The following is a 26,630-nucleotide window of genomic DNA, read 5'->3' as shown; positions in this document are numbered from 1 at the left end:
TTTAAGCAAACGGTGATTTTGAAAAAATGGGTAACAACGTCGTCGTACTGGGCACCCAATGGGGTGACGAAGGTAAAGGGAAGATTGTTGATCTTCTGACTGAACGGGCTAAATATGTTGTACGCTACCAGGGCGGTCACAACGCAGGCCATACTCTCGTAATCAACGGTGAAAAAACCGTCCTCCATCTTATTCCATCAGGCATTCTTCGTGATAACGTCACCAGCATCATCGGTAACGGCGTTGTGCTGTCTCCTGCTGCGCTGATGAAAGAGATGAAAGGTCTGGAAGACCGTGGTATCCCTGTTCGTGAGCGTCTGCTGCTCTCTGAAGCCTGCCCGCTGATCCTGGATTATCACGTGGCGCTGGACGTCGCGCGTGAGAAAGCGCGCGGCGCGAAAGCGATCGGCACCACCGGTCGTGGTATCGGCCCGGCTTACGAAGATAAAGTTGCACGTCGCGGTCTGCGCGTGGGCGACCTCTTCGACAAAGCAACCTTCGCTGAAAAACTGAAAGAAGTGATGGAATATCACAACTTCCAGCTGGTGAACTTCTACAAAGCTGACGCTGTTGACTACCAGAAAGTGCTGGATGACGTCATGGCAATCGCTGACATTCTGACCGGTATGGTTGTTGATGTGTCCGATCTGCTGGACCAGGCGCGCAAGCGTGGCGATTTCGTCATGTTCGAAGGTGCGCAGGGTACGCTGCTGGACATCGACCACGGTACCTATCCGTACGTAACGTCCTCTAACACCACTGCAGGTGGCGTGGCGACCGGCTCTGGCCTGGGTCCACGTTATGTGGATTACGTGCTGGGCATCATCAAAGCGTACTCCACTCGCGTGGGTGCGGGTCCATTCCCGACCGAACTGTTTGATGAAACCGGCGAGTTCCTGTGCAAGCAGGGTAACGAGTTTGGCGCGACCACCGGTCGTCGTCGTCGTACCGGCTGGCTGGATGCGGTTGCAGTGCGTCGTGCAGTGCAGATCAACTCCCTGTCTGGCTTCTGCCTGACCAAGCTGGACGTACTGGACGGCCTGAAAGAAGTGAAAATCTGCGTAGGCTACCGTATGCCAGATGGCCGCGAAGTGACCACCACTCCGCTGGCTGCTGACGACTGGGAAGGCATTGAGCCAATCTACGAAACCATGCCGGGCTGGTCTGAGACCACTTTCGGTGTGAAAGAGCGTAGCGGCCTGCCGCAGGCGGCGCTGGATTACATCAAGCGCATTGAAGAACTGACCGAAGTGCCGATCGATATTATTTCTACCGGCCCGGATCGTACTGAAACGATGATCCTGCGCGACCCGTTCGACGCATAATCTTCGTGACTGCTGGCCTGCGGGGAGACCCGCAGGCCGGATAAGCGTAGCGCCATCCGGCGACCGCTCCTGGATCTCCGCTTTTTCGCCCCGTCTGTCAAATAAATTAGCCGCTCACTATCTGGCTGGTTTATCATCATTAATGAATATCTCTGCGGTTTAACCGCGTTTTCCCTTTTTCCTGAGGTTGATGTGCAGTTAACAAGTTTCACCGATTACGGCTTACGTGCGCTGATTTACATGGCGTCGTTACCCGATGGGAAGATGACCAGTATCTCTGAAGTTACAGAGGTCTACGGCGTATCCCGTAATCATATGGTCAAAATAATCAATCAACTTAGTCGTGCCGGATACGTTGCTGCCGTCCGAGGGAAGAATGGTGGGATCCGTCTCGGTAAACCGGCACAGAGTATTCGTGTTGGCGATGTGGTACGTGAACTGGAGCCGCTGTCTCTGGTGAACTGCAGCAGCGAGTTCTGCCACATCACGCCCGCTTGCCGCCTGAAAAAGGCGCTTTCAAAGGCCGTGCAAAGTTTTCTCATGGAACTGGATAACTACACGCTGGCCGATTTGGTTGAAGAGAATCAACCGCTTTATAAATTATTGCTGGTGGAATGAAGAAAATTTCCACCGGAGCTGACAACGGAGGAACCGACATGTCACATGATCCTTTCCAGGAACGCGAAGCCGAAAAATACGCGAATCCTATTCCCAGCCGCGAGTTCATCATTGAACACTTAACAAAACGCGAAAAACCCGCCAATCGTGAAGAACTTGCCGTTGAATTAAACATTGAAGGTGAAGAGCAAATTGAAGCCCTTCGCCGCCGCCTGCGCGCGATGGAGCGTGACGGGCAGTTGGTCTTTACCCGCCGCCAGTGCTACGCGCTGCCAGAACGCCTCGATCTGCTGAAAGGGACCGTCATTGGTCACCGCGATGGCTTCGGCTTCCTGCGCGTGGAAGGCCGTAAGGACGATCTGTATCTCTCATCTGAACAGATGAAAATGTGCATTCACGGCGACCAGATCCTGGCCCAGCCGCTGGGCGCTGACCGTAAAGGTCGCCGCGAAGCGCGCGTCGTGCGCGTTCTGGTGCCAAAAACCAGCCAGATCGTCGGCCGCTACTTTACCGACGCGGGCGTGGGCTTCGTGGTACCGGACGACAGCCGTCTGAGCTTCGACATTCTGATCCCACCTGAAGAGGTGATGGGCGCCCGCATGGGCTTTGTGGTGGTGGTGGAACTCACCCAGCGCCCAACCCGTCGCACTAAAGCGGTAGGTAAAATCGTCGAAGTACTTGGCGACAACATGGGCACTACCATGGCCGTTGATATGGCGCTGCGTACCCATGAAATTCCGTACATCTGGCCGAAAGCGGTTGAAGAGCAGATCGAAAGCCTGCGCGAAGAAGTGCCGGAAGAGTCCAAGGTGGGCCGCGTGGATCTGCGCTCCCTGCCGCTGGTCACTATTGATGGCGAAGACGCCCGCGACTTTGATGACGCCGTCTATTGCGAGAAAAAACGCGGCGGCGGCTGGCGCCTGTGGGTCGCTATTGCAGACGTAAGCTACTATGTTCGTCCGCACACCCCGCTGGATAACGAAGCCCGCAGCCGCGGTACCTCGGTCTACTTCCCGTCCCAGGTCGTGCCGATGCTGCCGGAAGTGCTGTCTAACGGCCTGTGCTCCCTGAACCCGCAGGTTGACCGCCTCTGTATGGTTTGCGAGATGACCATCTCCACCAAAGGGCGCTTAACCGGCTACAAATTCTACGAAGCGGTGATGAGCTCGCACGCCCGTCTGACCTATACCAAGGTCTGGCATATGCTGCAGGGCGACCAGGATCTGCGCGAGCAGTACGCGCCGCTGGTCAAACATATCGAAGAGCTGCATAACCTCTACAAAACGCTGGATCAGGCGCGCGAAGAGCGCGGCGGGATCTCGTTTGAGAGCGAAGAAGCGAAATTCATCTTCAACGCTGAACGCCGTATTGAGCGTATCGAGCAGACCCAGCGTAACGATGCGCACAAGCTGATCGAAGAGTGTATGATTCTGGCGAACATCTCGGCGGCACGATTCGTAGAGAAAGCCAAAGAGCCTGCGCTGTTCCGTATTCACGATAAGCCGACCACGGAAGCCATTACGTCGTTCCGCTCCGTGCTGGCTGAACTGGGTCTGGAACTGCCCGGAGGCAACAAGCCAGAGCCGCGCGATTACGCCGAGCTGCTGGAATCCATTAGCGACCGTCCTGACGCAGAAATGCTGCAGACGATGCTGCTGCGCTCTATGAAGCAGGCGATTTACGATCCGGAAAACCGCGGCCACTTCGGCCTGGCGCTGCAGTCTTACGCCCACTTTACGTCGCCGATCCGTCGTTATCCTGACCTCTCTCTGCACCGTGCGATCAAGTATCTGCTGGCGCAGGAGCAGGGCCATAAAGGGAACACCACCGAAACCGGCGGCTACCACTATTCGATGGAAGAGATGCTGCAGCTGGGTCAGCACTGCTCCATGGCCGAACGTCGTGCCGATGAAGCAACACGCGACGTGGCGGACTGGCTGAAGTGTGACTTTATGCTCGATCAGGTCGGTAACGTCTTCAAAGGCGTGATTGCCAGCGTGACCGGCTTTGGTTTCTTCGTTCGTCTGGACGAGCTGTTCATCGACGGTCTGGTGCACGTCTCCAGCCTGGATAACGACTACTACCGTTTCGACCAGGTCGGCCAGCGCCTGATTGGCGAATCTGGCGGCCAGACTTACCGTCTGGGCGACCGTGTAGAAGTGAAGGTCGAAGCCGTGAATATGGACGACCGTAAGATCGACTTCAGCCTGATCTCCAGCGAGCGCGCCCCGCGTAACGTTGGTAAAACCGAGCGTGAAAGGGCGAAAAAAACCGGTAACGGTAAACCGGGCGGCGGTAAACGTCGTCAGGCGGGCAAGAAGGTAAACTTCGAGCCGGACAGCGCGTTCCGCGGCGAGAAGAAACAGAAGCCGAAGGCGGCGAAGAAAGAAGCCCGCTCAGCGAAAAAACCTTCCGCGAAAACGCAGAAAATCGCTGCCGCCACCAAAGCGAAGCGCGCGGCCAAGAAAAAGCAGGCGGAGTAAATTCTCCCCTCAACCTGACCCTCTCCCCAGCGGGGGAGGGGAAATACTTATTACGAGAACCATCAATGAGTGAAATGATTTACGGCATCCACGCGGTGCAGGCCCTTCTCGAGCGCGCACCGGAGCGTTTTCAGGAAGTGTTTATTCTGAAAGGGCGTGAAGATAAGCGTCTGATGCCGCTGATCCACGCGCTGGAAGCGCAGGGCGTGGTGATCCAGCTGGCGAACCGCCAGTTCCTGGATGAGAAAAGCGAAGGCGCGGTTCACCAGGGGATCATTGCCCGCGTGAAGCCGGGTCGTCAGTATCAGGAAAACGATCTGCCGGATCTGATTGCCGGGCTGGATAACCCGTTCTTCCTGATCCTCGACGGCGTTACCGATCCGCACAACCTCGGCGCGTGCCTGCGCAGTGCGGATGCGGCGGGCGTGCATGCGGTTATCGTGCCGAAAGATCGCTCCGCGCAGCTGAACGCGACGGCGAAGAAGGTGGCCTGCGGCGCGGCGGAAAACGTTCCGCTGATCCGCGTGACTAACCTGGCGCGTACCATGCGTCTGCTGCAGGAAGAGAACGTCTGGATCGTCGGTACCGCCGGTGAAGCGGATCATACTCTATACCAGAGCAAAATTACCGGCCGTCTGGCGCTGGTGATGGGCGCAGAGGGCGAAGGCATGCGTCGTCTCACCCGCGAGCACTGTGACGAGCTGATCAGCATCCCGATGGCGGGCAGCGTGTCGTCCCTGAACGTTTCCGTTGCGACGGGCATCTGCCTGTTTGAAGCGGTGCGTCAGCGGGGAGCATAAACAGCAAGGCCGTCCACAGGACGGCCTTTTGTGTTTTCTCCCTCTTCCCGTGGGAGAGGGCACCAGACGGTGACAACCTCACTCTTCCAGCGACCGCAAATGGTCATCCTTCCTCAGCGTCATCAGCGCGAAAATACTCACTACCGCCGTCGCCATCACGTAATACGCCGGAATATCCAGATTGCCCGTCTGCTTAATCAGCCCGGTAATGATTAGCCCTGCGCATCCCGAGAAAATCGCGTTCGACAACGAGTAGGCCAGCCCCAGCCCCGTATAGCGCACGCGCGTTGGGAACATCTCAGACAGCATCGCCGGGCCCGGCCCCGCCAGCATGCCCACCAGACCGCCCGCAATCAGTACCACACCAGCCTTCACCGCCAGCGTACTCGACTCCGCCTGCAGGATTTTCAGCAGCGGCAGGGCGAGGATCAGCAGCAGCGCGGTGGCGAGAATCATCACCGTGCGGCGCCCGATCCGGTCGCTCAGGATCCCCGACGGAATGATGGTCAGCGCAAAACCAACGTTCGAAATCACCGCTATCAACAGCGCCTGGTTGAACCCGGTGTGCAGCGCCGACTGAAGATAGGTCGGCATAATCACCAGGTAGGTATACCCCGCCGCAGACCAGACCATCACGCGGCCAATCCCCATTACGATGGCCCGGAGCGTGGCGGCAGTATCCGCCTGAGCGACAGCCGGTTTGTCCTGCTGCTGCACAAAGCTGGGCGTCTCCTCCATGCTGACGCGAAGCCACAGCGCAACGACGCCCATAGGCAGCGCCAGGAAGAACGGAATACGCCAGCCCCACTCGTGCAGGGCTTCAGGCGTGAGGAGGGCGGAGAGTAGCGCCACGATGCCTGCGCCCGCTAACAGCCCCAGCGCCACGGTAAAGGACTGCCACGCGCCATAGAGCCCACGCTTGCCGCGCGGGGCGAATTCCGTCATCAGCGAGACCGCACCGCCGTACTCGCCGCCCGCGAACAGCCCCTGCAGGATGCGCAGCAGCGTAATAATGAGCGGCGCGGCAATCCCGATGCTGGCATAGACCGGCACAACGCCGATGGCGGCGGTAGCGAGCGTCATCAATACCAGCACAATGATGAGCGTCGGCTTACGGCCAATCCGGTCGCCGATGCGGCCAAACACCACCGCGCCCAGCGGACGGAAGAAAAAGGCGATGGCGAATGAGGCGTAGGTGAGGATCAGGCTGGTAAGCCCCGCTTCCCCTTCAAGCTGGAAGAAGTTCTTCGCAATGACGGTCGCCAGAAAACCGTAGACCGCAAACTCATACCACTCGATAAAGTTACCAATGGAGCCTGCAATTAATGCTCGCTTGTGCGCATCCGGTTGCATAACGATCCTCACTGAAAAGGGTAAGAATAAATTATTCAACAAAAGCGAGGTCATGAAATAGTTTATTCTTATGTTCTGTGAGCTATTTCACGAATGATATCAGCGGGATCGTGAACGTGTGACTCCCCTCCCATGCAGCGCGAGCGCGGTCTGTCCATACTTATCGTCATTGCCACTGAAGGAGGGAGACAGTATGCACTGGCAGACTCATACCGTTTTCAATCAACCTGCCCCACTTTCTAACAGCAACCTTTTTCTCTCGGACTGCGCCCTGCGTGACGCAGTCTCGCGTGAGGGTGCCGAATGGGATATCGAACTGCTCGCCAGCATCGGGCAGCAGTTAGGCACCGCAGAGTCGCTGGAGTTGGGCAGGCTGGCAAACGTCAACCCGCCCGAGCTGTTACGCTATGACGCCACCGGGGAGCGGCTGGATGACGTCCGCTTTCACCCTGCATGGCACCTGCTGATGCAGGGGCTTTGCGCCAACCGCGTGCATAACCTGGCGTGGGAAGAGGAGGCGCGTAAAGGGTCGTTTGTCGCGCGGGCCGCACGCTTTGTGCTTCATGCGCAGGTGGAGGCGGGCACGCTGTGCCCGGTCACCATGACGTTCGCCGCCACGCCGCTGCTGCAGCAGGCGCTTCCCAAAATATTTCACGACTGGCTGACGCCGCTGCTCAGCGATCGCTACGATCCTCATCTTGCTCCCGGTGCGCAAAAGCGCGGCCTGCTGATCGGCATGGGCATGACGGAAAAGCAGGGCGGCTCGGACGTGCTCAGCAATACCACCAAAGCGGAAAAATGCAGCGACGGCAGCTACAGGCTGGTGGGGCACAAATGGTTTTTCTCCGTCCCGCAAAGCGATGCGCATCTGGTGCTGGCCCAGGCGAAGGGCGGGCTGTCCTGCTTTTTTGTGCCGCGCTTTTTGCCCGACGGACAGCGCAACGCCGTCCGGCTGGAGCGCCTCAAGGACAAGCTCGGAAACCGCTCCAACGCCAGCAGCGAGGTGGAGTTTCTTGACGCCTCCGGCTGGCTACTGGGGGAAGAGGGCGAAGGGGTACGGCAGATCCTCAAAATGGGCGGTCTGACGCGCTTTGACTGCGCGCTGGGTAGCCACGGACTGATGCGACGGGCGCTCTCGGTGGCGCTGTACCATGCCCACCAGCGTCAGACCTTCGGCAAAAATCTTATCGATCAGCCGCTCATGCGCGAAGTGCTGAGCCGGATGGCGCTGGTGCTGGAGGGGCACACGGCGCTGCTGTTCCGCCTGGCCCGCGCGTGGGATAAACGCGCGGATCCGCAGGAGGCCGCCTGGGCGCGGCTGTTTACCCCGGCGGCGAAATTTAGCGTCTGTAAAGCGGGCATCCCGTTTGTCGCTGAGGCGATGGAGGTGCTGGGTGGGATCGGTTATTGCGAAGAGAGCGAACTTCCCCGCCTGTACCGAGAGATGCCGGTGAACAGCATCTGGGAAGGGTCAGGAAATATCATGTGCCTGGACGTGCTGCGCGTGCTGGCGAAGCAGCCCGGCATTCACGATCTGCTTGCCGACGAGTTTGCGCAGGTGAAAGGGCAGGACAGACACTTCGACCGCAGCTGGCGACAGCTTCAGCAAAAACTGCGTAAACCGCAGGAGGCGCAGGGGCGGGAGATCGCGCAGCAGCTTTTCTTGCTGGGTGCCGGAAGCCAGATGCTGCGGCACGCGTCGCCCCCGGTGGCTCAGGCGTGGTGCCGCATGATGCTGGATACCCGTGGCGGCACGCTGATGAGCGAGCAGATACAAAGTGACCTGCTGCTGCGCGCCACGGGCAGAGTTGGCTAGCCTTTTAGCTGGAACAGGCTCACCAGCTGAGCCAGGTGTGAACCCTTCTCGCGCAGCGTTTGAGCGGTTTGCTCGCTGCGTGAGATGCGATCGGCATTGATATGCGAAGCTTCGCCTATATGGGTCATGGCGAGGTTCACCTGGCCGATACCGGCGGACTGCTCGCGTGAGGCATGGTTAATCTCGGTGACCAGCTGGCTGATGTTATCGATATGAATGATGATGTCATCCATCGCCAGGCGCGTCCGTTCAGACAGCGCATGTCCCTCACTCACTTTTCTGAGCGTATCGCCAATCAGCTGTTCAATCTCCTTCACCGCGTTAGCGCTGCGTCCCGCCAGCGCGCGAACTTCCTGCGCGACTACCGCAAACCCTTTGCCGTGCTCGCCTGCGCGGGCCGCTTCCACTGCCGCATTCAGCGCCAGAATATTGGTCTGGAAAGCGATGGATTCGATCACTCGCGTGATGTCTTCGATGCGTTTTGACGCTTCGCGAATATCGTCCATGGTCGATACCGCGTGGGTGACCGTCTCACCGCCCTGATGGACCGCGAGCGAGGTTTCACCCACCAGCTGCTGCGTTTGCTCCATGTTGGCGGCATTTTGCTGAACGGTGGCGGCCAGCTGCTCCATGCTGGCAGATGTCTCTTCCACGCTGCTGGCCTGCTTATTGATCTGCTCTGAAATTTCGCCAGTGTCGGCGGCCAGCGCGTTGGTGCCCAAATGGATCTCGCCTGCGGCCTCACGGACCTGCAGGACAATTTTTTGCAGGCCGCCGCCGATGCCGTTGATGGCATCGATCAGCTGGCCAACTTCGTCCTGACGCGTCACGGGCAGGCTGGAACGGAGATCCCCTGCGGCATATTGACGGGCAAGATGGATCACATTGCGCAGCGGTCGGGTCAGCACGCGGCGAATAATGACAACGAACAGGCCAGCAAAAAGGATGGATAAGACCACGCCGGCCAGCAGGAAGCGATCGCGCATGGCGGTAACGCTTGCGAGCAGTACCGATTTATCCACCTCGCCCACGATAGTCCAGTTCCAGCCCGGCAGCGGGGTATAGGCCATTTTCAGCGTCCGGCCGTCGTCGCTTGTACGCTCCAGCGTGCTGGGTTTGTCACTCAGAAGCTGTTGCTGCGTCGCGCCGTCCCACTTCGGCAACTGCCCCTCTTCGCTGGTATGGAACAGGTATTGCCCGCGCGTTTTGCCGTTGCTGCGATCCAGCACAAAGAAGTGACCGCTCTCGCCCAGGCGGCGGTTGAGGATTTTCTCGCGCATGACGTTCCAGGAGTGGGTGATGTCCACCCCGACAAAGACGATCGCAATGACCTGTCCTTCGGCGTTTTTAACCGGCTGGTACTGAGTGATGTAGCGTTTGCCAAACAGCAGCGCCAGGCCGCGGTAGACTTCACCTTTGTTGACGGCGGCAAAGGCCGGGCTGGCGTTATCCAGCACGGTACCCATTGCCCGATCGCCATTCTCCTTGCGAAGGGAAGTGGCTACGCGCACAAAGTCGTTACCGCTGCGTACAAACAGCGTCGAAATGGCTCCCGTACGATTCAGGAACTCGTCCGAAAGCGTGTTATTTTCATGCAGCCCGGTGTCTCCGCCTTTCAGAAGCGGAACGCTAAGTCCTTTAATCGTCTGGGGTTGGGAAGTATCAATATTCAGGGGCTGCGGTAAAAAGGTGGTAAACAGCCGGGTATAGCTCTCCACCTCTTCACTCAGACTAGTGTTAAACATCTGCACCATGTCGACCATGCCGGTGGACTGATTATGCAGGTCTTCGACCGCAAGGGCTTCAAGCTGCTGGCTGGCTTTTTGGCTGAGCAGAAAAGTGAATAGCAGAAACAGCGTGGCGACACTGACGCCCGTCAGCAGCGAGAGTTTCGACCCCAGGCCCGCACGGTGGAAAAAATTGATCATAAATTGCTCATCATTGAAAAGTTATGGTTCTTCAACGGCAGAGCGGGGATTACGTTTACTGTTTTAATGTAACAAAATGTTATTTAATTGTTCTTTATTGGTTTTATATAAGATAAAAAATTTGCAAAAACGAAAAGCCACTAAAAATAAGTGGCTTTTTATCGGGGGAGTTTACACGTAGAGAATGGCCTGTACCCGCCAGCGATCGATATGGTTATCTTCCTGCATCTGGATGATGCGATACCATGAAGCACCCTGCTCATCGGCCTTTAATGCCACGACACGTTCAACGTCTTGCGGGCTCCCCGAGATATTATTCACGGAGATCTGGCCAATTTCATTCAGGCCAGTCACACAATCAGCACTCGCGAATTCTGCTGACTGCGCGGTGGTGCTCAGCAGGCCTGCTGAGAGCAACAGTGAGGTCAAAGCAAGAGTTCGTTTCATCGTCAGCTCCATTTCACATATATCCGGTATCCGCCGGGCAATCCTTCGCTAATAAACTCCCTTCCATTGATGCGGGCGTGGAGTTTATTGTGGACAGGAAAATGTCTATGGACGCAAAGCAGTGTAAATCTCGTTCAAAGGAAAACCATTATTTACGGTACAAAATGGCCTGTGAATACCACTGTCCCGTTATGATGGTTTCGTCGATCATAATGATGACGTAATAATCTGCTTTGGCGGCGACGGCCTGTGCTTTTATTGCCGATTCTGCGTCATCCGGAGAGCCGCGAACCAGCGCGGAGATGGTGCCCATTCGTTGTAATCCTTCCGTCTGATTACGACGAATCTCCTGTGGATGATCGGCGACCGGTGGAGCGGGTTGCGGCGTTCCCTGCAGCGCGCTACAGCCACTCAGCAGAAACACCAGCAATAAAGCAGCAAACCTGCGCATAACCATATCTCGTTTCCTGATAGCCATAGTGTAGTTGTCTGTGAATTTAGTTTTGGGGGAATGTTCCCGAAGTGTTATCTGGGACGTATATTTCGAATGAAAATGACGCGAAAGCGTAACCCAGTTCTCAACATTATGAAGCATAGATTCGCACAGGGTCGACAATGATTGAAATTGAAATACGCCACCTCGGCGACCATGAAATTTTACACGCGATGCCGGCGGGTAAACGTGATAAACCGCTGCCTGTTGTAGTTTTTTATCATGGGTTTACCTCATCGAAGCTGGTTTACAGTTATTTTGCGGTAGCGCTGGCGCAGGCGGGTTTTCGCGTGGTGATGCCAGATGCACCCGACCACGGCGCACGCTTTACGGGTAATGAGCAGGCGCGGCTGGGTCAGTTCTGGCAGATTCTGCACGGGAGTCTGACCGAATTTACCGGGCTGCGCGATGCGCTTTATGAGGCAGGGCTGGTGGCCGACCATCGTCTGGCGGTAGCCGGGGCATCAATGGGCGGTATGACGGCGCTGGGGATTATGACGCATCATCCTGAAGTGAAGTCGGTCGCCTGCCTGATGGGCTCGGGCTACTTTACATCGCTGGCGAAGACCCTTTTTCCCCCTCAGGATTTAACGGAAATGACCGCGACGCTGGCAGAGTGGGATGTGGCCCGGGCATTGCCGCGAGTGGCCGATCGCCCTCTGCTGCTGTGGCACGGTGACGCGGATGATGTAGTCCCGCCCGAGGGAACCTTCCATCTGCAGCAGGCGTTAATGAATGAAGGGCTGGACGGTAATCTGACCTGTCTGTGGGAACCGGGCGTCCGCCACCGCATCACGCCAACGGCGCTGGACGCCACGGTGGCGTTTTTCCGCCAGCATCTTTAGACGCGCAGGACTTTCACCCCCTGATCTTCCAGCTTCTGGATGATCTCAGGGGGGCTCTTTTAGCGGGAGTATTCCGGAGCCATTCACAAAAAAAAGCCCCCGGGCAGGGGGCAACGTCAACTATGGCTATGTTCTCGTTGTTGGCTTTCCTGGTGCTAGCGTTAAAGCGTTATCGGTAAATATCTGCACTGGCGTGCATGTTGCCGTTGCTGCCGGGCTCACGGGTTAACATCACGTGGTAATAGGTTGCGCCCTGCGCATCGGTTTCTTCGTTTAATGCCTGATCTGCTTCACTTTCCGTGGCGAAATTATGATTGATGTAAATTACGCCCAAGCTTTGCACATCATCCATGTTTCTGGCCTGTCGGCTGTCTATCTTGATGGCTGCCATCGCGTTTGCACTGAGCAAAAGCGCCGCCATTATGGCTAATGCGATTTTTTTCATGATATGCGCTCCACGACTACGTGCTGCGAGAGGGGGGGATGCTCCTTCTTTAATTCAGGTGACCTCTGAGTAAAGTGTAATCACTCATCCGGCGGGGATGCGTGACCATTTCTGATGCAGTTGTTCAAAAAAACAGCGCTTCCGGGTGTGACCAATTTTAAATCACCCACTTAGACCCGCTTCGCGCTTTGTGCGAATTATTTGTGCAATCAGCTTGAGTTTCCAGGGGCGCGCAAGTATTATGACGCGTCAATTTTTCAGCCGACCTTTAACACGTTCCTTGCCTCCCCGGGCCTCGGCTGACCCAGACAGGAGGCTGAATAATCCGTAAGGAGCAATTCGATGCGTCATTACGAAATCGTTTTTATGGTCCATCCTGACCAGAGCGAACAGGTTCCGGGTATGATCGAGCGTTACTCTGCTGCCATCACTGGTGCAGAAGGTACGATCCACCGTCTGGAAGACTGGGGCCGCCGTCAGCTGGCTTACCCGATCAACAAACTGCACAAAGCACACTACGTTCTGATGAACGTTGAAGCGCCGCAGGAAGTGATCGATGAGCTGGAAACTACCTTCCGCTTCAACGATGCCGTTATCCGCAGCATGGTTATGCGTACCAAAAACGCAGTTACCGAAGCATCTCCGATGGTTAAAGCGAAAGACGAGCGCCGTGAGCGTCGCGATGATTTCGCAAACGAAACCGCAGATGATTCTGATGCTGGGGATTCTGAAGAGTAATTTCTGATGACCAACCGTCTGGCGTTGTCCGGCATCGTATGCAGGGCTCCCCTTCGAAAGGTCAGTCCATCAGGAATTCCGCATTGCCAGTTCGTGCTTGAGCATCGTTCTGTGCAAGAGGAAGCCGGGTTTCACCGGCAGGCGTGGTGCCAAATGCCCGTTATTATTAGCGGACACGAAAACCAGGCCATTACTCACAGTTTAACGGTCGGTAGCGCAGTAATCGTTCAGGGGTTCATCTCTTGCCACAAGGCAAAGAACGGCCTGAGCAAAATGGTTCTGCATGCCGAGCAGATTGATTTGATAGATTCTGGAGACTAGCCATATGGCACGTTATTTCCGTCGTCGCAAGTTCTGCCGTTTCACCGCGGAAGGCGTTCAAGAGATCGACTATAAAGATATCGCAACGCTGAAAAACTACATCACCGAAAGCGGTAAGATTGTCCCAAGCCGTATCACCGGTACTCGTGCAAAATACCAGCGTCAGCTGGCTCGCGCTATCAAACGCGCTCGCTACCTGTCCCTGCTGCCGTACACTGATCGTCATCAGTAATCGGGCACGGTCCATTAATACGACTTTAAGAGGATAAGGTAATGCAAGTTATTCTGCTTGATAAAGTAGCAAACCTGGGCAGCCTGGGTGATCAGGTTAACGTTAAAGCGGGTTACGCACGTAACTTCCTGGTTCCACAGGGTAAAGCTGTTCCAGCTACCAAGAAAAACGTAGAGTTTTTCGAAGCACGTCGCGCTGAACTGGAAGCCAAACTGGCTGACGTTCTGGCGGCTGCTAACGCTCGCGCTGAAGCAATCAACGCACTGGGCACCGTTACCATCGCGTCTAAATCAGGCGACGAAGGTAAACTGTTCGGTTCCATCGGTACCCGCGATATCGCTGATGCAGTAACTGCTGCAGGCGTTAAAGTGGCTAAGAGCGAAGTTCGTCTGCCGAACGGCGTTCTGCGTACCACTGGTGAGCACGAAGTTGACTTCCAGGTTCACAGCGAAGTGTTCGCTAAACTGGTAGTTAACGTTGTAGCTGAGTAATTTTTTACTCTGCTCACGTTGAAACGCCGGCCTTGTGCCGGCGTTTTGCTTTTTACAGAACCGGGCCTTAACGCGCCCTGATAAAACTGCCGTCTGGCTGGCGGGTAAACAGCACCTGTTGTCCATTTCCCGTATCAATCGTTAACCCTGTCACCACCCCGCTGGCATTCTGGCGAACCTGTACCATCTGTCCATTCTGAAGATTACTGAGCGGTTTACCCGCACCTTCCACCTTCGCCATGGCATAAACGTCGGTTGGCGGCAGATTGTGGTCGCGGAACAGCTGTGCCAGAGTTTTGCCCGGTTCTACGCGATAGGAACGCCACTGTTGCTCAATGCCGGTAGGCTGTTGCGTCTGAGGCTGAGACGGGGCGGCGGCTTGATCCTGCGGCTGTTCATCCTGAATGGGTTCTGGCTCAACCGGCGCGACCTGACCCGGATCGTTAGACGGGGTCACAAGCTGCGTTTGCATCGGCTGTGCGTCAGGCTGCGGCCGCGTTTGCGACTGAATATCCAGCTGAGCATTGCGGGTGACGGGTGCGGTATCGACATCATCGCCCCCGGAAGGAAGCAGGAAGCCCACGATCACCATCAGCGCGCCAATGATGATCCCTCTGCGATGCAGAGGAGGCAGCGGGTCCATGATGCGAAAATTGTCCGGCGCCTGCCAGATTTTCGCCAGGGTAGGTTTCAGTTCAAATCGCCCGGGCATGGCACTCCTCCTGCTCCGCGTATTTTTTATCCTGTGCCCCGAAGTATAGTTTGCTAACTGCCTGAACGGCGTAGTAAACCCGACATCCGTGACATCAGTTCGGGATTAATCCTGGTTCTCTCTATTGTTTCTGTTTCGTCGCGGTTTGTCACCTTAACTTCAGACAAAGTTTTACCCATAAGGGCATGGCTGATATGCTGCCCGCTACTTTAAATGTGATGGAAGGAAAACCCATGACCACCCCGACTTTTGACACTATCGAAGCGCAGGCAAGTTACGGTATCGGCTTGCAGGTAGGACAGCAGCTGAGCGAATCCGGCCTGGAAGGTCTGTTACCTGAAGCGCTGGTGGCGGGTATCGCTGACGCGCTGGAAGGCAAGCAGCCTGCCGTTCCGGTAGACGTTGTGCACCGTGCGCTGCGTGAAATCCACGAACGTGCTGACGCCGTGCGTCGTGCGCGCTTCGAAGAGATGGCAGCCGAAGGTGTGAAATATCTGGAAGAGAACCGTGAGCGTGAAGGCGTGAACAGCACCGAGTCTGGTCTGCAGTTCCGCGTGATCAATCAGGGCGACGGCGCAATCCCGGCGCGTACCGACCACGTTCGCGTGCATTACACCGGTAAACTGATCGACGGTACCGTGTTCGACAGCTCCGTGGCGCGCGGCGAACCGGCTGAGTTCCCGGTGAACGGCGTGATCGCAGGCTGGATCGAAGCTCTGACCCTGATGCCGGTCGGTTCCAAATGGGAGCTGACCATCCCGCATAACCTGGCCTACGGCGAGCGCGGCGCTGGCGCGTCCATTCCGCCATTCAGCACCCTGGTCTTTGAAGTCGAGCTGCTGGAAATTCTGTAATCGACTTTTCTTATTTCCTCTCTCCGGTTGGGGAGAGGAAAATAGCGTAAAAACCTATAGTTACGGTGCTATCAATATTTTATCTTGCAAACGAAACTGTTGCGTGTATTTTTGTGAGCTGTTTCGCGCTGTATGAGTGATATGACACTCACTTTCAACATATTATTAACATAATATCTAAATCATAGTATTCATCCCGCCGATTCTTACCTAATATCGATAAACCCTTACAAAGGGACCGTCATTTTTTTGACGTTTTTAAAGGCCAGAAGAGCCTTAACAACACAGACAGGCATAAACAGGAAAATTACATGGTAGATCAGGTCAAAGTCGCCGCTACAGAAGAGGCGACGTCTGAACAGTCGCTACGGCGCAATCTCACAAACCGTCATATTCAGCTCATTGCGATTGGGGGTGCCATCGGTACCGGGCTGTTTATGGGGTCAGGCAAAACCATCAGTCTCGCCGGGCCGTCGATCATCTTCGTTTATATGATCATCGGTTTTATGCTCTTCTTCGTGATGCGTGCAATGGGTGAATTGCTGCTCTCGAACCTCGAATACAAATCCTTTAGCGACTTCGCTTCTGACCTGCTCGGGCCGTGGGCGGGCTATTTCACCGGCTGGACCTATTGGTTCTGCTGGGTCGTCACCGGTATGGCGGACGTCGTGGCGATTACCGCCTACGCGCAGTTCTGGTTCCCGGGGCTGTCGGACTGGGTCGCCTCGCTGGCGGTCATTGTTCTGCTGCTGAGCCTTAACCTCGCCACCGTTAAAATGTTCGGTGAGATGGAGTTCTGGTTCGCGATGATCAAAATCGTGGCGATTGTCGGCCTTATCGTCGTGGGTCTGGTGATGGTGCTCACCCACTTCCAGTCGCCAACGGGCGTTCAGGCGTCGTTTACCCATCTGTGGAATGACGGCGGCTGGTTCCCGAAAGGTATTAGCGGCTTCTTTGCCGGCTTCCAGATCGCGGTTTTTGCGTTCGTGGGCATTGAGCTGGTGGGCACGACGGCAGCGGAGACCAAAGATCCCGAGAAGTCTCTCCCGCGCGCGATTAACTCTATTCCGCTGCGTATCATCATGTTCTACGTCTTCGCGCTGATCATCATTATGTCCGTGACGCCGTGGAGCTCCGTGGTGCCAACCAAGAGCCCGTTCGTTGAGCTGTTCGTGCTGGTAGGTCTGCCTGCTGCCGCGAGCCTGATTAACTTCGTGGTGCTGACCTCTGCTGCCTCGTCTGCCAACAGCGGCGTATTCTCCACCAGTCGTATGCTGTTTGGCCTGGCACAGGAAGGCGTGGCGCCGAGCGCGTTCGCCAAGCTGTCTAAGCGTGCGGTACCGGCAAAAGGGTTGACCTTCTCCTGCATGTGCCTGCTGGGCGGCGTGGTGATGCTCTACGTGAACCCAAGTGTGATTGGCGCTTTCACCATGATTACCACGGTCTCTGCGATCCTGTTTATGTTCGTCTGGACCATCATCCTCTGTTCATACCTGGTGTACCGCAAGCAGCGCCCACACCTGCATGAAAAATCGATCTACAAGATGCCGCTGGGCAAGCTGATGTGCTGGGTGTGCATGGCGTTCTTCGTCTTCGTGCTGGTTCTGCTGACGCTGGAAGATGATACTCGTCAGGCGCTGATCGTTACGCCGCTGTGGTTTATCGCGCTGGGGCTGGGCTGGGTGTTTATCGGTAAGAAACGTATGGCAGGCGTAAGGTAAAAGCAAAACGGCAACTTCGGTTGCCGTTTTTAGTTTTTCTATTCCCCAGCTAATGCCCGCGGGAACAGAACGTTGTTCTCAAGACTGATGTGTTCCATCAGGTCGTCAATCATTTCATTAATGCCGTTGTACATCGCTTTCCACGTTGTGCACGCTTCTGGCGGCGGCGTGACGTTGTGGGTGGTGTGTTTGATCACTTCCAGCAGTTCACCCGCATCATCGTGCTCGCTTTCCATCACGCTGATAGGCCCCATCGCCTGGCTTCCCATTCCCTGCTTAATCATCGGGAAGAGGATCTGCTCTTCTTTCATCATATGGCTGGAAAGCTCTTCGTGCAGCAGGGTCAGGTACTTCGCCAGACCGCGCGGTACGGAGGGTTTGTCGGCATGCACGCGCTCAACTTTGGTCGCCTGAAGGATCAGCTCCGGCAGCTGTTCACGGTGACGGTCATGATAACGCACGATGATATGGTCGATGATTTCAGCGAGCGGGGCGGTTCGCCAGTCTTTGTCGACGGGCTGCTCGGCCAGCTGCGCCAGCTCAGCTTCAATCACCTCGACGTCCAGCTCCTTGCGTGAGGCCGCACGCGCCAGGGTTTGCTTACCGCCGCAGCAGTAATCCATATCGTATTTACGAAACAGCGCAGAAGCGCGAGGGATGGAAAGCGCCAGCTCGCCAAGGGGTTGGTCGCGAAAGGCCATAGCAGTTACCTCGTCATCAATAATATAAGATGCATATTAAATGCATCTTTAAGCCAGTGCTATAACCCTTTAGAGGGAAGGGGAAAAGTGAGATGCAGATCACAAAAAAATACCCCGTTTAACTCTCTGAATGGGCTCAGGAAAGTGGTTTCGAAACTTTTTAAAGGTGGAGAAACAGTAAACAACCCGCCGCGCCTGCCGATATATCCACGTCAGACAAACCTGCATATAACAAAGGCAACGCATGTTTAAACGTATAAAAGTCATTACCCTTCTGATTTCGGTGCTGCTTGTGCTCGGCATCATGCAAGTGATTTCCGCGGGTATCTTTATCAACGCGCTGAATAACGATAAAGACAACTTCACCGTGTCGCAGCTCTCCAGCAAGAACGTGGCGGAGTTTACCGATGCGTGGATCAGCCTGAACCAGGCGCGCGTCACTCTGAACCGCGGCATGCTGCGTCTGCAAAGCAGCATGGCCTCTCAGATTAACGGTGGGCAGCTCAATGAGCTGGTGACCACGGCGAAAAATCTGCTGACTGAAGCGCAGGTTCATTACGATAAATACTATGCCATGCCAAATACGCCGGGCCTGGATGAGAACCTGACTAACCAACTCGAAGAGCAGTACCGCATTTACTCTGCAACGCTGACGCAAATGAACGTTCTGCTGAGCCAGGGCAACCTGGAAGATATGTTCAAGCAGAATGCTGAACAAAAGCAAAACGCGATGCAGACGGTTTATCGTGAATGGCGCGAAGCGCAGGCAACGCTTACCGATAAAGGCATCCAGGACAATGAAAGCGACTACAAGCGCATCCTGTGGATCCTTTCTGCGGTTATGCTGCTGGTGATTGTGGTGATTATTTCCAGCTGGGTAGCCATGCGCCGCGTGCTGCTGCTGCCTCTGGAAGAGGTGATTAACCATATTCGCGCCATTGCGGCGGGGGATTTAACCCAGCCGATTCAGGCTGAAGGTAAGAACGAGATGGCTATCCTGGCGCGCAACGTTCAGGAGATGCAGACCTCGCTGGCGAACACCGTGGGCGTGGTGCGTGAAGGTGCGGATACCATTTACACCGGTGCCGGTGAAATTTCTGCCGGCAGCAACGATCTCTCTTCCCGTACCGAGCAGCAGGCCGCGTCTCTGGAAGAGACGGCAGCCAGCATGGAACAGCTGACAGCAACCGTGAAGCAGAACGCCGATAACGCACGTCAGGCTTCCCGTCTGGCGCTGGACGCCTCCTCGACGGCGAAGAAGGGTGGCAATGTGGTCGAAGGCGTGGTGCGTACAATGGACGAAATCGCCACCAGCTCCAGTAAAATCGCGCAAATTACTAATGTGATCGACGGCATTGCCTTCCAGACTAACATTCTGGCGCTGAACGCGGCGGTGGAAGCGGCGCGCGCGGGCGAGCAGGGCCGTGGTTTTGCGGTGGTGGCGGGGGAAGTACGTACCCTCGCTCAGCGCAGCGCCCAGGCGGCGAAAGAGATCAAAGCGCTGATCGATGATTCCGGTGAACGCGTGAACGCGGGTTCCCAGCTGGTTAACGAAGCCGGGGAGACGATGGCCGAGATCGTCAATGCGGTCACCCGCGTCACCGACATCATGGGTGAAATTGCCTCGGCCTCTGACGAGCAGAGCCGCGGTATTGACCAGGTGGGCCAGGCGGTAGCCGAGATGGACCGCGTGACCCAGCAGAACGCCTCGCTGGTAGAGGAGTCTGCGGCCGCAGCGGCGGCGCTGGAAGATCAGGCTGCACGCCTGAACGAAGCGGTGGCGGTGTTCAAAATCACCCGCAACCAGGCGGTCAAAGCGGCACCGGTGAAAACCTACGTGCCAAAAGCGCAGCCTGCAGCGGCGGCGTCTGAAGGGAACTGGGAAACGTTCTAACCTTCTGAAGCCGGAACGACCTTTGGTTTTTCCGGCTTCGCCCTTACCGCCATCACTACCCCCACTACTAGCAGCGCGATCCCGCAGGCCGTGAATAGCGGCGGCACGCTCTGGCGCATCAGGAAGGTATAAAGCAGTCCGGCCAGGGTTTCGAAGACAATCAGCGGCCCTAAAATCACCGTCGGCAACTTCTGGCTGGCAATGTTCCAGCACAGCGCGCCCACCCATGAGCACAGCACCGCAATCGCAACCATTAAGCCAATAAACAACCACGGTCTTGGCCCGAAGGGCTGGGCGAAGTCTGGCTGTTGATGGCCTAACCAGATGCACGCGCCGGCATAGCCCACCAGTGAGACGGGCAGCGTGACCAGCGCCTGCGCCGTCGCCCACATCATCGGATGCTTGTCCGGGTTCTCCCGCAACCAGCGCGCGTTGCGCAGGGCATACCATGCCCAGCACGCCACGGAAATGAACGCCAGCACAATGCCAGAGCCATAACGCCACAGGTCAACATCCGCCTGCCCGTGACGCAGCTCGGCAATATTGACGCATACCAGCCCCACGGCGGTGCATACCAGCGCCGGCGCCATTTTTGACCACGCCAGTTTGCCATCGCGGTGGCTGTAGAGCAGGTTAGCAAAGACGGGGATGACGACCGGCAGCGTGCCGATAATCATGGTCGATACCGGCGCACCGGTACGCTGAATGGCACTCGCAAGGCAAACGTAGTAGATAAGATTGCCCATCATGGTCAGCGCCAGCGCGGTACCCCAGTCCTGACGGCTGAGCTGACGCAAGCGCGCGCGACCCAGCCACGCCAGGGGCAGAGCAATCAGCCCGAGCGCCAGATAACGTCCGGTTGACTGCAGTATTGCCGGATACTCGGGCACGATCAGCGGGCCGACAAAAATCAGCCCCCACATCATCCCGGCCAGCAGGGCATACAACACTCCACTAATCATTTTTCCATCCACAGGTATTTACGCTGTATGCAGTGTAGGAGGGGAAAATGCGCGCGTATTGTATGAGATTGCGCATTAGCGCCGGGTGACCTGCTTCTGGTAACGCACGGGCGTAATGCCGTATCGGCGGGTAAACGCGCGGGTTAAATGGGACTGGTCGGTCAGCCCGGTCGCGGCTGCCACTTCGGCGGCGGGCATGCCGTGGGTGAGGAACGCTTTGGCGCGCCAGAGGCGAATGGCCATCAGCATCTGGTGCGGCGTAACGTGAAAATGGGCTTTGAACTGGCGCTGGAAATGGTACGGGCTGAGCGAAACGACGCTGGCCAGCTCGTCCAGCGTCAGGGCGCGCATGTAGTTGTCGTGCAGGTACTCGCGCACGCGTTCGAAGCGGTGCGCGCCTTCCTGAATCACCGGCGCGTGATGGGCCAGCGGCTGGAAGGTCTCAATCAGATCCAGCAGTAATCCTTTTTGCGCAAGCGGATCGTCCGTGTGCCACAAGCCGTAAATCAGCCTGCCTATTTGCTGCGAGCGCAGCGGGTCATGACGCGTGACATCGCTAAACCACCAGTGCCGGAGGCCGGTCACCTCTTCCAGCAGATCGGGTTCGATATAGACCATCCGGTAGCGCCAGCCGCCTTCGGTGGCGGATTCGCCGGTATGGATTTCGTCCGGGTTCATGGTAACGACGGATTTTTCCGCCGCGAGATGCTGGGTACCGCGATAGCGAAAGCGTTCGGCACCGGTTTCAATCGTGCCGATCCCGAAGGCTTCATGGGTGTGAGGCTCAAAGGCGTAGTCAGAAATATGCGCGTGATAAAGCTCCAGGCCCGGCAGCTGCGCCAGATGGCGAAAGCGCGCGCTGTCTCTTTCATCATTAAACTGTTCCGGTACGCCTTGCACGTTGAGCCTCCTCGTGGTCATCTTTTCATTATCAGAGATGACCGGGGTTTATGCACTAAACATCTTTGCCCGGACGGTCTTACGGTAATCCCCCGGTGAAACCGTTGTTTTATGCTTAAACTGGCGATTAAAGTGTGCAATATCCTGATATCCCACCGCATTCGCAATCTCCTGAATGCTCAGATTGGTGGATTGCAGCATTGTCATGGCGGATTCAATTCTGGCGGTTAATAAATACTGCAGGGGGGATATATCGGTGGCATTTTTAAAGCGGCGATTAAAGTTGCGCAAACTCATGCCAGCCATATCGGCAAGATTTTGCATAGATATATCCGAGGCGCAATTGGCTTTTATCCAGATTTGAATTTGAACAATATCTTCATCCGGATGGGGTTTGTTTTCTTCACTGTAACACTGGCGATCAAACTGACTCCGAATTTCATGGAAAAAGGTCCGTTGGGTATGTGTGGCTACACGTTTCCCGTATATCGTTTCGATGAAATGGATGGTCAGATCTGAGAGGGCTTTGACGCTGGCGGCACAGTAAATATTATCGGCCTGCGTGAGAAAATGTTTGGTTTGTAATTTTACGTTGGGGTAGTCACGCGAGAACTGTTTGAAGTAGTGCCAGTGGGTGGTGGCGGGTTTCCCGTTGAGCAATCCCGATTCCGCCAGGAAACAGCAGCCCGTTCCGACGGCCGCGATGCGGGTCCCTCGCGCCGCCTGTTCGCTAAGCCATGCCAGGAGTTCAGGCTGTTGTCTGACCACTGCACGAGGATTGCGCCACAGGGCAGGAAGATAGATAACGTCATAGTGCCTGTCTGCGGTCAGCGTGGTATCGGCGGTAATGCTGAAGCCACTGTGCGTCAGGATGGGCTCGCTGTTTATGCCAATGGTATTCACCTTCAGAATATTCTCCGGGCGACAGAGCCTGAATGAAGACGTCTCCGGTTTGTGCGTGTCTGCGTGGGATGTTGTTTTTTGCTCGGCTAAATAGCTACTGGCTGCCGCTTTCCACATTTCAATCGGAAGACTGAGACCGGAACTTAGCATGCGTTCACATAACACAAATCCTATTTGTGTATTTGTCATTTTTGATTAATACCTGTTTTGACTATTATTTTTGGTAGCTCATTGTTGTCCTGGCCAAAAAAGTCAGCATTTTGGCTGGATTTTCATATTAGCTTTTGTTGGTAATTTGTAAACTAATATCTGAAATTATCGCACTTACTTAACAAAATAAATCCACGACCACGAGAGGATCAATTATGGTGAAATTACCCGTAATAACGGCTTTTGGCGGCTATGGTCCAGCTGGTCGTAGTTCTTCACATCATGCATTTCGTCGAATGATTATTGAGTCATTATCGGAAGAGGAAAGGCAGGAGACGTTATTATCGTTAGCCATTCTGATGGGCGTGCTTAAATATGATGAAGGTGGGTATTGCGACATTTCCGGTAAAAGATTTACGCCTGCTCAGGCCGCCGCGAGGATAAAAGACGAGGCGCTTGAGGGAACCCTTATCAGAAAAATTACGCGCGACTATTTTGATGTCGATGCTATCGCCAGCCATGCAAAATTGAATATGGTTTCAGGCGAAGAGGGATTCAGTTTTAATATATCTGCCAGACAATTACCTCAACCCTTACCGGCTGGATGGCTCGTTGAAGAATTAGCGGATCAGCGTGTCCGTATCACCGTTCAGGGAGAGATGGACTGTAAAATTGAGGCGTTGCTGCGCACGGAGGTTCAGGCTGCCGGGCTGTTGCCGCAGGGATTCCGCCCGGGCGACCATTACAATTCGCAGTTTCATCCGCGGGCGTTACAAATGGCGATTGTCGGGGCGTCAGACGCCATCAACGCCCTGGGGATCCCGTGGCGAGAGGTGCAGGCCAAAATCACGCCGGATCAGCTCGGCGTCTATTCGGGCAATATCATGGGGCAGCTCGACGATTATGGCTTTGGCGGGATGCTGCAGTCGCGCCTGAAAGGCCATCGCGTCAGCGCCAAGCAATGCCCGCTGGGCCTGAACAGCATGTGCGCCGATTTCCTCAATGCCTATGTGCTGGGTAGCGTCGGTCATACCAGCGCCACGCTGGGGGCATGCGCCACGTTTCTGTATAACCTGAATGCGGCAGTTGAAGATATTAAAGCAGGGCGCATTCGCGTAGCCGTTGTTGGCAGCGCCGAAGCGCCGGTGACCTCAGAAGTGATTGAAGGATTCGATGCCATGGGCGCCCTGGCAACGGAGAGCAAGCTTAAGCATATTGATGAAACGGAAACGGCCGACTGGCGCAACAGCAGCCGCCCGTTTGGCAACAGCTGCGGTTTTGTTATCGCGGAATCCAGCCAGTATGTCGTGTTAATGGACGACGAGCTGGCGCTGCAGCTTGGCGCAGAGATCCACGGTTCGGTGGGGAATGTCTTCATCAACGCTGACGGCTTTAAACGTTCTATTGCGTCGCCAGGGCCGGGGAATTACATCACCATGGCGAAAGCCGTAGCCTCTGCGGTATCGATGGCTGGGATGGAGACGGTGCAAAAGGGATCGTTTATTCAGGCGCACGGCTCAAGCACGCCGAAGAATTGCGTCTCCGAGGCGGATATTTTTGACCGCGTTGCGCAAGCCTTTTCGATTCGCGACTGGCCGGTGACGGCGGTGAAATCGTATCTCGGTCACTCTCTGGGCCCCGCCAGCGGCGACCAGCTCATCAGCTGCCTCGGCGTCTTCCGCTATGGTATTTTGCCGGGAATTAAAAGCGTGTCCCACATCGCGCCGCAGGTGAATAACGCGCGCTTAACCATTCCTCTTGAGGACTGCAAATTAGAGGAAGACCATGGACAAATCGCCTTTATTAATTCAAAAGGCTTTGGCGGTAATAATGCCACGGGGGTGGTTTACTCGCCAAAGCTGACCCATCAATGGTTGCGCAAACGCTATGGGGACGCGGTGTATGCGGATTATCAGCAGCGTAACCGCCAGGTGCGGCGTCAGGCGAACGCGTACGACGAGGCGGCGTCGCAGGGTGAACTCAATGTCATTTATCTGTTCGGCCAGCAGGGGATAAATGAGGAAGATATTAAGATTGATATGAATGGCATCACCATTCCCGGATTTGAAAAACCGATAACGTACGCGACGGATAAAGAATACCCGGACTTTTAATCGTTATATCTGTTTTTATTATTAATAAATAAAGGTGCCTGTATTTCCTCAGGCGCCTTACCTTTGTGCAGCGCTAAACAGGAGAAAGAAAGTGGCTAATCTCAGTGCAATACTGATTGCCTTTGGCTGGAGCGGTATTGTCGTCGGCATAATGATGGGTGGATTAATGGGTATGTATGCCTTTAAGGGACCCTTTCGCGCCCCTAAAGGGCATGAAAATTATACTGATTTAAATCGCAGAATGTTAAGGCTGGCACATATTGCCTTTATTATGCTGCCATTAATATCCATGCTCTATGGCATGTGTATTGATGACCTCGCCGTGTCTTATATCTATAAATATTATGCCGTTATTTGCATGATGATACTTTCGGTGGGTATTCCGGTTCTCCTGATTGCGTCGTGTTTTTATCTGCCATTTAAATATGTGCAGGTAATACCGTTTAGCTGTGGAATGTATGCGTTAGTCGTAATGGCAATTGGCAGGGTTTCAGCCCTGTAAACTATCACCTACCTGAGAGATAAAAATGAAAACGTTACTGAATACCCGCCAGCTGGGTCGGGACGCTATTGTCGCGACCGTAGATAAGCACGTTTATACAGAAAACCGCGCATTTGCCAACAGGCTTATTGACCGGATTGAATCCCATCCGCTGATGCGCAGCCCTATTTTGGCAAAAATGAACAGCGGTGAAGTTGATATTCAACAGATGCGTGTATTCCACCTGGAGTTTTATCACGCGTTTGCGCAAGTCTTTACCGATGCCGTTATTGAAGCGTTAAGCGCGGCGAAACAGCTGGAAGCGCCGCTGGGCGCTCAGGCGAAAATGGCGGCCCGTTTTCTGCTGCAAATCAACCTGCTGGATGAGCTTGGCTTCCACCCTGGCGAAGACGCCGAAGGCAATTACAACGGTCAGCCCGCGCTGGCGCACTACGTCCAGTTCTTCACGACCATCCAGCAGTTGGGGATGACGGAGCACGAGGTGAAATCCTGGCTGCCGATGTCCAGCTCCCTGGCCTGCCGGGCGACCTTTGAAAACGCCTATGGCGACTATACCCAGCTGGTGGGGTTGCTGGCCGTGGCAGAGACTGTCTTCCACGACTTCGCCACGCCGTGGGCCAAAGGTGTTGATAAAGCAACGGATATTGACGTCACGCAGGGCTATCACAGCATCCATGTAGAAAGCGAAACGGGAGAGTCCATTGAAGATGGTCACTCCGAAGATGCCTGGATCCTGTTCTGCCAGGCGCTGACGGAAGACCGCTATGCCGAGATGGAACAGCGCGTCGATCTCTGGCTGAAGGTATGGAACGACTTCTGTAACGATCTGCTGGCTGGCCGCGCCGGAAAATAATCTTTTCACCCTCACTACATTTGAAAATA

At 55.4% G+C, this 26,630-nt stretch carries 26 protein-coding genes; 16 read left to right on the top strand and 10 right to left on the bottom strand.

Annotated features, from left to right (window positions below; translation table 11 throughout):
- Window positions 1-26 precede the first annotated feature (26 nt).
- From NUX24_RS09190 to rlmB, 4 genes are all read left to right on the top strand, one after another.
- The gene (locus NUX24_RS09190) at window positions 27-1,325 is read left to right on the top strand and encodes an adenylosuccinate synthase (protein WP_024907332.1); all 1,299 of its coding nucleotides are present in this window, start codon (window positions 27-29) and stop codon (window positions 1,323-1,325) included.
- Window positions 1,326-1,517: 192 nt separating this feature from the next.
- The gene (nsrR, locus tag NUX24_RS09185) at window positions 1,518-1,943 is read left to right on the top strand and encodes a nitric oxide-sensing transcriptional repressor NsrR (protein WP_023310139.1); all 426 of its coding nucleotides are present in this window, start codon (window positions 1,518-1,520) and stop codon (window positions 1,941-1,943) included.
- Window positions 1,944-1,981: 38 nt separating this feature from the next.
- Entirely contained in the window at window positions 1,982-4,426 is a 2,445-nt protein-coding gene (gene rnr, locus NUX24_RS09180) for a ribonuclease R (RefSeq protein ID WP_033144465.1), read from the top strand.
- 65 nt (window positions 4,427-4,491) lie between these two features.
- Complete coding sequence (gene rlmB / locus NUX24_RS09175) at window positions 4,492-5,226, top strand: 23S rRNA (guanosine(2251)-2'-O)-methyltransferase RlmB (protein WP_257831104.1); 735 nt, start codon at window positions 4,492-4,494, stop codon at window positions 5,224-5,226.
- Between the two features lie 78 nt (window positions 5,227-5,304).
- On the opposite strand, the gene NUX24_RS09170 is transcribed toward rlmB, so the two are convergent.
- The gene (locus NUX24_RS09170) at window positions 5,305-6,579 is read right to left on the bottom strand and encodes an MFS transporter (RefSeq protein ID WP_257831102.1); all 1,275 of its coding nucleotides are present in this window, start codon (window positions 6,577-6,579) and stop codon (window positions 5,305-5,307) included.
- Between the two features lie 193 nt (window positions 6,580-6,772).
- On the opposite strand from NUX24_RS09170, the gene NUX24_RS09165 reads away from it, so the two are divergent.
- Window positions 6,773-8,395: an isovaleryl-CoA dehydrogenase gene (locus tag NUX24_RS09165; protein ID WP_257831100.1), complete on the top strand. Its 1,623-nt coding sequence runs from the start codon at window positions 6,773-6,775 to the stop codon at window positions 8,393-8,395.
- On the opposite strand, the gene NUX24_RS09160 is transcribed toward NUX24_RS09165, so the two are convergent.
- From NUX24_RS09160 to bsmA, 3 genes are all read right to left on the bottom strand, one after another.
- Window positions 8,392-10,323, bottom strand: a complete 1,932-nt coding sequence (locus tag NUX24_RS09160) for a methyl-accepting chemotaxis protein (RefSeq protein WP_257831098.1) — start codon at window positions 10,321-10,323, stop codon at window positions 8,392-8,394. The two genes, NUX24_RS09165 and NUX24_RS09160, sit on opposite strands and share 4 nt — an antisense overlap.
- 171 nt (window positions 10,324-10,494) lie before the next feature.
- The gene (yjfN, locus tag NUX24_RS09155) at window positions 10,495-10,782 is read right to left on the bottom strand and encodes a DUF1471 family protease activator YjfN (protein WP_032665074.1); all 288 of its coding nucleotides are present in this window, start codon (window positions 10,780-10,782) and stop codon (window positions 10,495-10,497) included.
- 136 nt (window positions 10,783-10,918) lie between these two features.
- Complete coding sequence (gene bsmA / locus NUX24_RS09150; protein WP_029740376.1) at window positions 10,919-11,248, bottom strand: biofilm peroxide resistance protein BsmA; 330 nt, start codon at window positions 11,246-11,248, stop codon at window positions 10,919-10,921.
- A 137-nt stretch (window positions 11,249-11,385) separates the two neighbouring features.
- Here bsmA and yjfP point away from each other — a divergent pair, with 137 nt between their 5' ends.
- Window positions 11,386-12,108, top strand: a complete 723-nt coding sequence (gene yjfP, locus NUX24_RS09145; RefSeq protein ID WP_257831095.1) for an esterase — start codon at window positions 11,386-11,388, stop codon at window positions 12,106-12,108.
- A 169-nt stretch (window positions 12,109-12,277) separates the two neighbouring features.
- On the opposite strand, the gene yjfY is transcribed toward yjfP, so the two are convergent.
- Window positions 12,278-12,553, bottom strand: a complete 276-nt coding sequence (yjfY, locus tag NUX24_RS09140) for a DUF1471 family protein YjfY (RefSeq protein WP_010427445.1) — start codon at window positions 12,551-12,553, stop codon at window positions 12,278-12,280.
- Between the two features lie 342 nt (window positions 12,554-12,895).
- Here yjfY and rpsF point away from each other — a divergent pair, with 342 nt between their 5' ends.
- From rpsF to rplI, 4 genes are read left to right on the top strand one after another with little or no spacing between them, the layout of a single operon-like run.
- A complete protein-coding gene (gene rpsF, locus NUX24_RS09135; protein WP_014068637.1) occupies window positions 12,896-13,291 on the top strand; it encodes a 30S ribosomal protein S6 in 396 nt (131 codons plus the stop codon).
- Window positions 13,292-13,297: 6 nt separating this feature from the next.
- Entirely contained in the window at window positions 13,298-13,612 is a 315-nt protein-coding gene (gene priB, locus NUX24_RS09130; protein WP_008502895.1) for a primosomal replication protein N, read from the top strand.
- Between the two features lie 4 nt (window positions 13,613-13,616).
- On the top strand, window positions 13,617-13,844 hold the full coding sequence (gene rpsR / locus NUX24_RS09125) for a 30S ribosomal protein S18 (RefSeq protein WP_000135199.1): 228 nt from the start codon (window positions 13,617-13,619) through the stop codon (window positions 13,842-13,844).
- 41 nt (window positions 13,845-13,885) lie between these two features.
- Complete coding sequence (rplI, locus tag NUX24_RS09120) at window positions 13,886-14,335, top strand: 50S ribosomal protein L9 (protein ID WP_024907318.1); 450 nt, start codon at window positions 13,886-13,888, stop codon at window positions 14,333-14,335.
- 67 nt (window positions 14,336-14,402) lie between these two features.
- Here rplI and NUX24_RS09115 read toward each other — a convergent pair whose 3' ends face one another.
- On the bottom strand, window positions 14,403-15,047 hold the full coding sequence (locus NUX24_RS09115; RefSeq protein ID WP_045402269.1) for an OapA family protein: 645 nt from the start codon (window positions 15,045-15,047) through the stop codon (window positions 14,403-14,405).
- A 233-nt stretch (window positions 15,048-15,280) separates the two neighbouring features.
- Between NUX24_RS09115 and fklB the strand changes: the two genes are divergently transcribed.
- Window positions 15,281-15,901 (top strand): FKBP-type peptidyl-prolyl cis-trans isomerase, encoded by a 621-nt coding sequence (fklB, locus tag NUX24_RS09110; RefSeq protein WP_008502892.1) that lies wholly within the window; start codon window positions 15,281-15,283, stop codon window positions 15,899-15,901.
- A gap of 311 nt (window positions 15,902-16,212) precedes the next feature.
- Window positions 16,213-17,622 (top strand): D-serine/D-alanine/glycine transporter, encoded by a 1,410-nt coding sequence (cycA, locus tag NUX24_RS09105; protein WP_023310150.1) that lies wholly within the window; start codon window positions 16,213-16,215, stop codon window positions 17,620-17,622.
- A 38-nt stretch (window positions 17,623-17,660) separates the two neighbouring features.
- On the opposite strand, the gene ytfE is transcribed toward cycA, so the two are convergent.
- Window positions 17,661-18,323, bottom strand: coding sequence for an iron-sulfur cluster repair protein YtfE (gene ytfE / locus NUX24_RS09100; protein WP_246946924.1), 663 nt, complete (start codon window positions 18,321-18,323; stop codon window positions 17,661-17,663).
- Between the two features lie 244 nt (window positions 18,324-18,567).
- Here ytfE and NUX24_RS09095 point away from each other — a divergent pair, with 244 nt between their 5' ends.
- Complete coding sequence (locus NUX24_RS09095; protein ID WP_126328970.1) at window positions 18,568-20,217, top strand: methyl-accepting chemotaxis protein; 1,650 nt, start codon at window positions 18,568-18,570, stop codon at window positions 20,215-20,217.
- Here NUX24_RS09095 and NUX24_RS09090 read toward each other — a convergent pair.
- The 3 genes from NUX24_RS09090 to NUX24_RS09080 all read right to left on the bottom strand — a co-directional run bounded on the left by NUX24_RS09090 (window position 20,214) and on the right by NUX24_RS09080 (window position 23,171).
- Window positions 20,214-21,179 (bottom strand): DMT family transporter, encoded by a 966-nt coding sequence (locus NUX24_RS09090; protein WP_214577369.1) that lies wholly within the window; start codon window positions 21,177-21,179, stop codon window positions 20,214-20,216. The genes NUX24_RS09095 and NUX24_RS09090 overlap by 4 nt on opposite strands.
- A gap of 75 nt (window positions 21,180-21,254) precedes the next feature.
- The gene (locus NUX24_RS09085) at window positions 21,255-22,079 is read right to left on the bottom strand and encodes an AraC family transcriptional regulator (RefSeq protein ID WP_182072217.1); all 825 of its coding nucleotides are present in this window, start codon (window positions 22,077-22,079) and stop codon (window positions 21,255-21,257) included.
- Between the two features lie 48 nt (window positions 22,080-22,127).
- Window positions 22,128-23,171: a GlxA family transcriptional regulator gene (locus NUX24_RS09080; RefSeq protein WP_257831084.1), complete on the bottom strand. Its 1,044-nt coding sequence runs from the start codon at window positions 23,169-23,171 to the stop codon at window positions 22,128-22,130.
- Window positions 23,172-23,347: 176 nt separating this feature from the next.
- On the opposite strand from NUX24_RS09080, the gene NUX24_RS09075 reads away from it, so the two are divergent.
- The 3 genes from NUX24_RS09075 to NUX24_RS09065 all read left to right on the top strand — a co-directional run bounded on the left by NUX24_RS09075 (window position 23,348) and on the right by NUX24_RS09065 (window position 26,601).
- Window positions 23,348-25,246, top strand: coding sequence for a beta-ketoacyl synthase (locus NUX24_RS09075; RefSeq protein ID WP_257831083.1), 1,899 nt, complete (start codon window positions 23,348-23,350; stop codon window positions 25,244-25,246).
- Window positions 25,247-25,337: 91 nt separating this feature from the next.
- Complete coding sequence (locus NUX24_RS09070) at window positions 25,338-25,748, top strand: membrane protein (RefSeq protein WP_047652052.1); 411 nt, start codon at window positions 25,338-25,340, stop codon at window positions 25,746-25,748.
- Between the two features lie 25 nt (window positions 25,749-25,773).
- Complete coding sequence (locus NUX24_RS09065; protein ID WP_047652054.1) at window positions 25,774-26,601, top strand: hypothetical protein; 828 nt, start codon at window positions 25,774-25,776, stop codon at window positions 26,599-26,601.
- Window positions 26,602-26,630: the final 29 nt, after the last annotated feature.

Origin of the sequence: Enterobacter sp. HG048 (assembly GCF_024702055.1) — a bacterium.
Lineage (GTDB): Bacteria > Pseudomonadota > Gammaproteobacteria > Enterobacterales > Enterobacteriaceae > Enterobacter > Enterobacter dykesii.
Note: the sequence above shows the minus strand (reverse complement) of the source record. Positions and strands in the feature narration are given on the sequence as shown.

Coding starts and splice junctions, on each gene's coding strand:
- fklB (WP_008502892.1), top strand. CDS start 15,281: ATGACCACCCCGACTTTTGACACTATCGAAGCGCAGGCAAGTTACGGT.
- bsmA (WP_029740376.1), bottom strand. CDS start 11,248: ATGGCTATCAGGAAACGAGATATGGTTATGCGCAGGTTTGCTGCTTTA.
- cycA (WP_023310150.1), top strand. CDS start 16,213: ATGGTAGATCAGGTCAAAGTCGCCGCTACAGAAGAGGCGACGTCTGAA.
- NUX24_RS09165 (WP_257831100.1), top strand. CDS start 6,773: ATGCACTGGCAGACTCATACCGTTTTCAATCAACCTGCCCCACTTTCT.
- rlmB (WP_257831104.1), top strand. CDS start 4,492: ATGAGTGAAATGATTTACGGCATCCACGCGGTGCAGGCCCTTCTCGAG.
- NUX24_RS09075 (WP_257831083.1), top strand. CDS start 23,348: ATGGTGAAATTACCCGTAATAACGGCTTTTGGCGGCTATGGTCCAGCT.
- rpsF (WP_014068637.1), top strand. CDS start 12,896: ATGCGTCATTACGAAATCGTTTTTATGGTCCATCCTGACCAGAGCGAA.
- NUX24_RS09115 (WP_045402269.1), bottom strand. CDS start 15,047: ATGCCCGGGCGATTTGAACTGAAACCTACCCTGGCGAAAATCTGGCAG.
- rplI (WP_024907318.1), top strand. CDS start 13,886: ATGCAAGTTATTCTGCTTGATAAAGTAGCAAACCTGGGCAGCCTGGGT.
- yjfN (WP_032665074.1), bottom strand. CDS start 10,782: ATGGAGCTGACGATGAAACGAACTCTTGCTTTGACCTCACTGTTGCTC.
- NUX24_RS09170 (WP_257831102.1), bottom strand. CDS start 6,579: ATGCAACCGGATGCGCACAAGCGAGCATTAATTGCAGGCTCCATTGGT.
- NUX24_RS09095 (WP_126328970.1), top strand. CDS start 18,568: ATGTTTAAACGTATAAAAGTCATTACCCTTCTGATTTCGGTGCTGCTT.
- priB (WP_008502895.1), top strand. CDS start 13,298: ATGACCAACCGTCTGGCGTTGTCCGGCATCGTATGCAGGGCTCCCCTT.
- yjfP (WP_257831095.1), top strand. CDS start 11,386: ATGATTGAAATTGAAATACGCCACCTCGGCGACCATGAAATTTTACAC.
- yjfY (WP_010427445.1), bottom strand. CDS start 12,553: ATGAAAAAAATCGCATTAGCCATAATGGCGGCGCTTTTGCTCAGTGCA.
- NUX24_RS09080 (WP_257831084.1), bottom strand. CDS start 23,171: ATGACAAATACACAAATAGGATTTGTGTTATGTGAACGCATGCTAAGT.
- NUX24_RS09190 (WP_024907332.1), top strand. CDS start 27: ATGGGTAACAACGTCGTCGTACTGGGCACCCAATGGGGTGACGAAGGT.
- rpsR (WP_000135199.1), top strand. CDS start 13,617: ATGGCACGTTATTTCCGTCGTCGCAAGTTCTGCCGTTTCACCGCGGAA.
- NUX24_RS09090 (WP_214577369.1), bottom strand. CDS start 21,179: ATGATTAGTGGAGTGTTGTATGCCCTGCTGGCCGGGATGATGTGGGGG.
- NUX24_RS09065 (WP_047652054.1), top strand. CDS start 25,774: ATGAAAACGTTACTGAATACCCGCCAGCTGGGTCGGGACGCTATTGTC.
- rnr (WP_033144465.1), top strand. CDS start 1,982: ATGTCACATGATCCTTTCCAGGAACGCGAAGCCGAAAAATACGCGAAT.
- ytfE (WP_246946924.1), bottom strand. CDS start 18,323: ATGGCCTTTCGCGACCAACCCCTTGGCGAGCTGGCGCTTTCCATCCCT.
- NUX24_RS09160 (WP_257831098.1), bottom strand. CDS start 10,323: ATGATCAATTTTTTCCACCGTGCGGGCCTGGGGTCGAAACTCTCGCTG.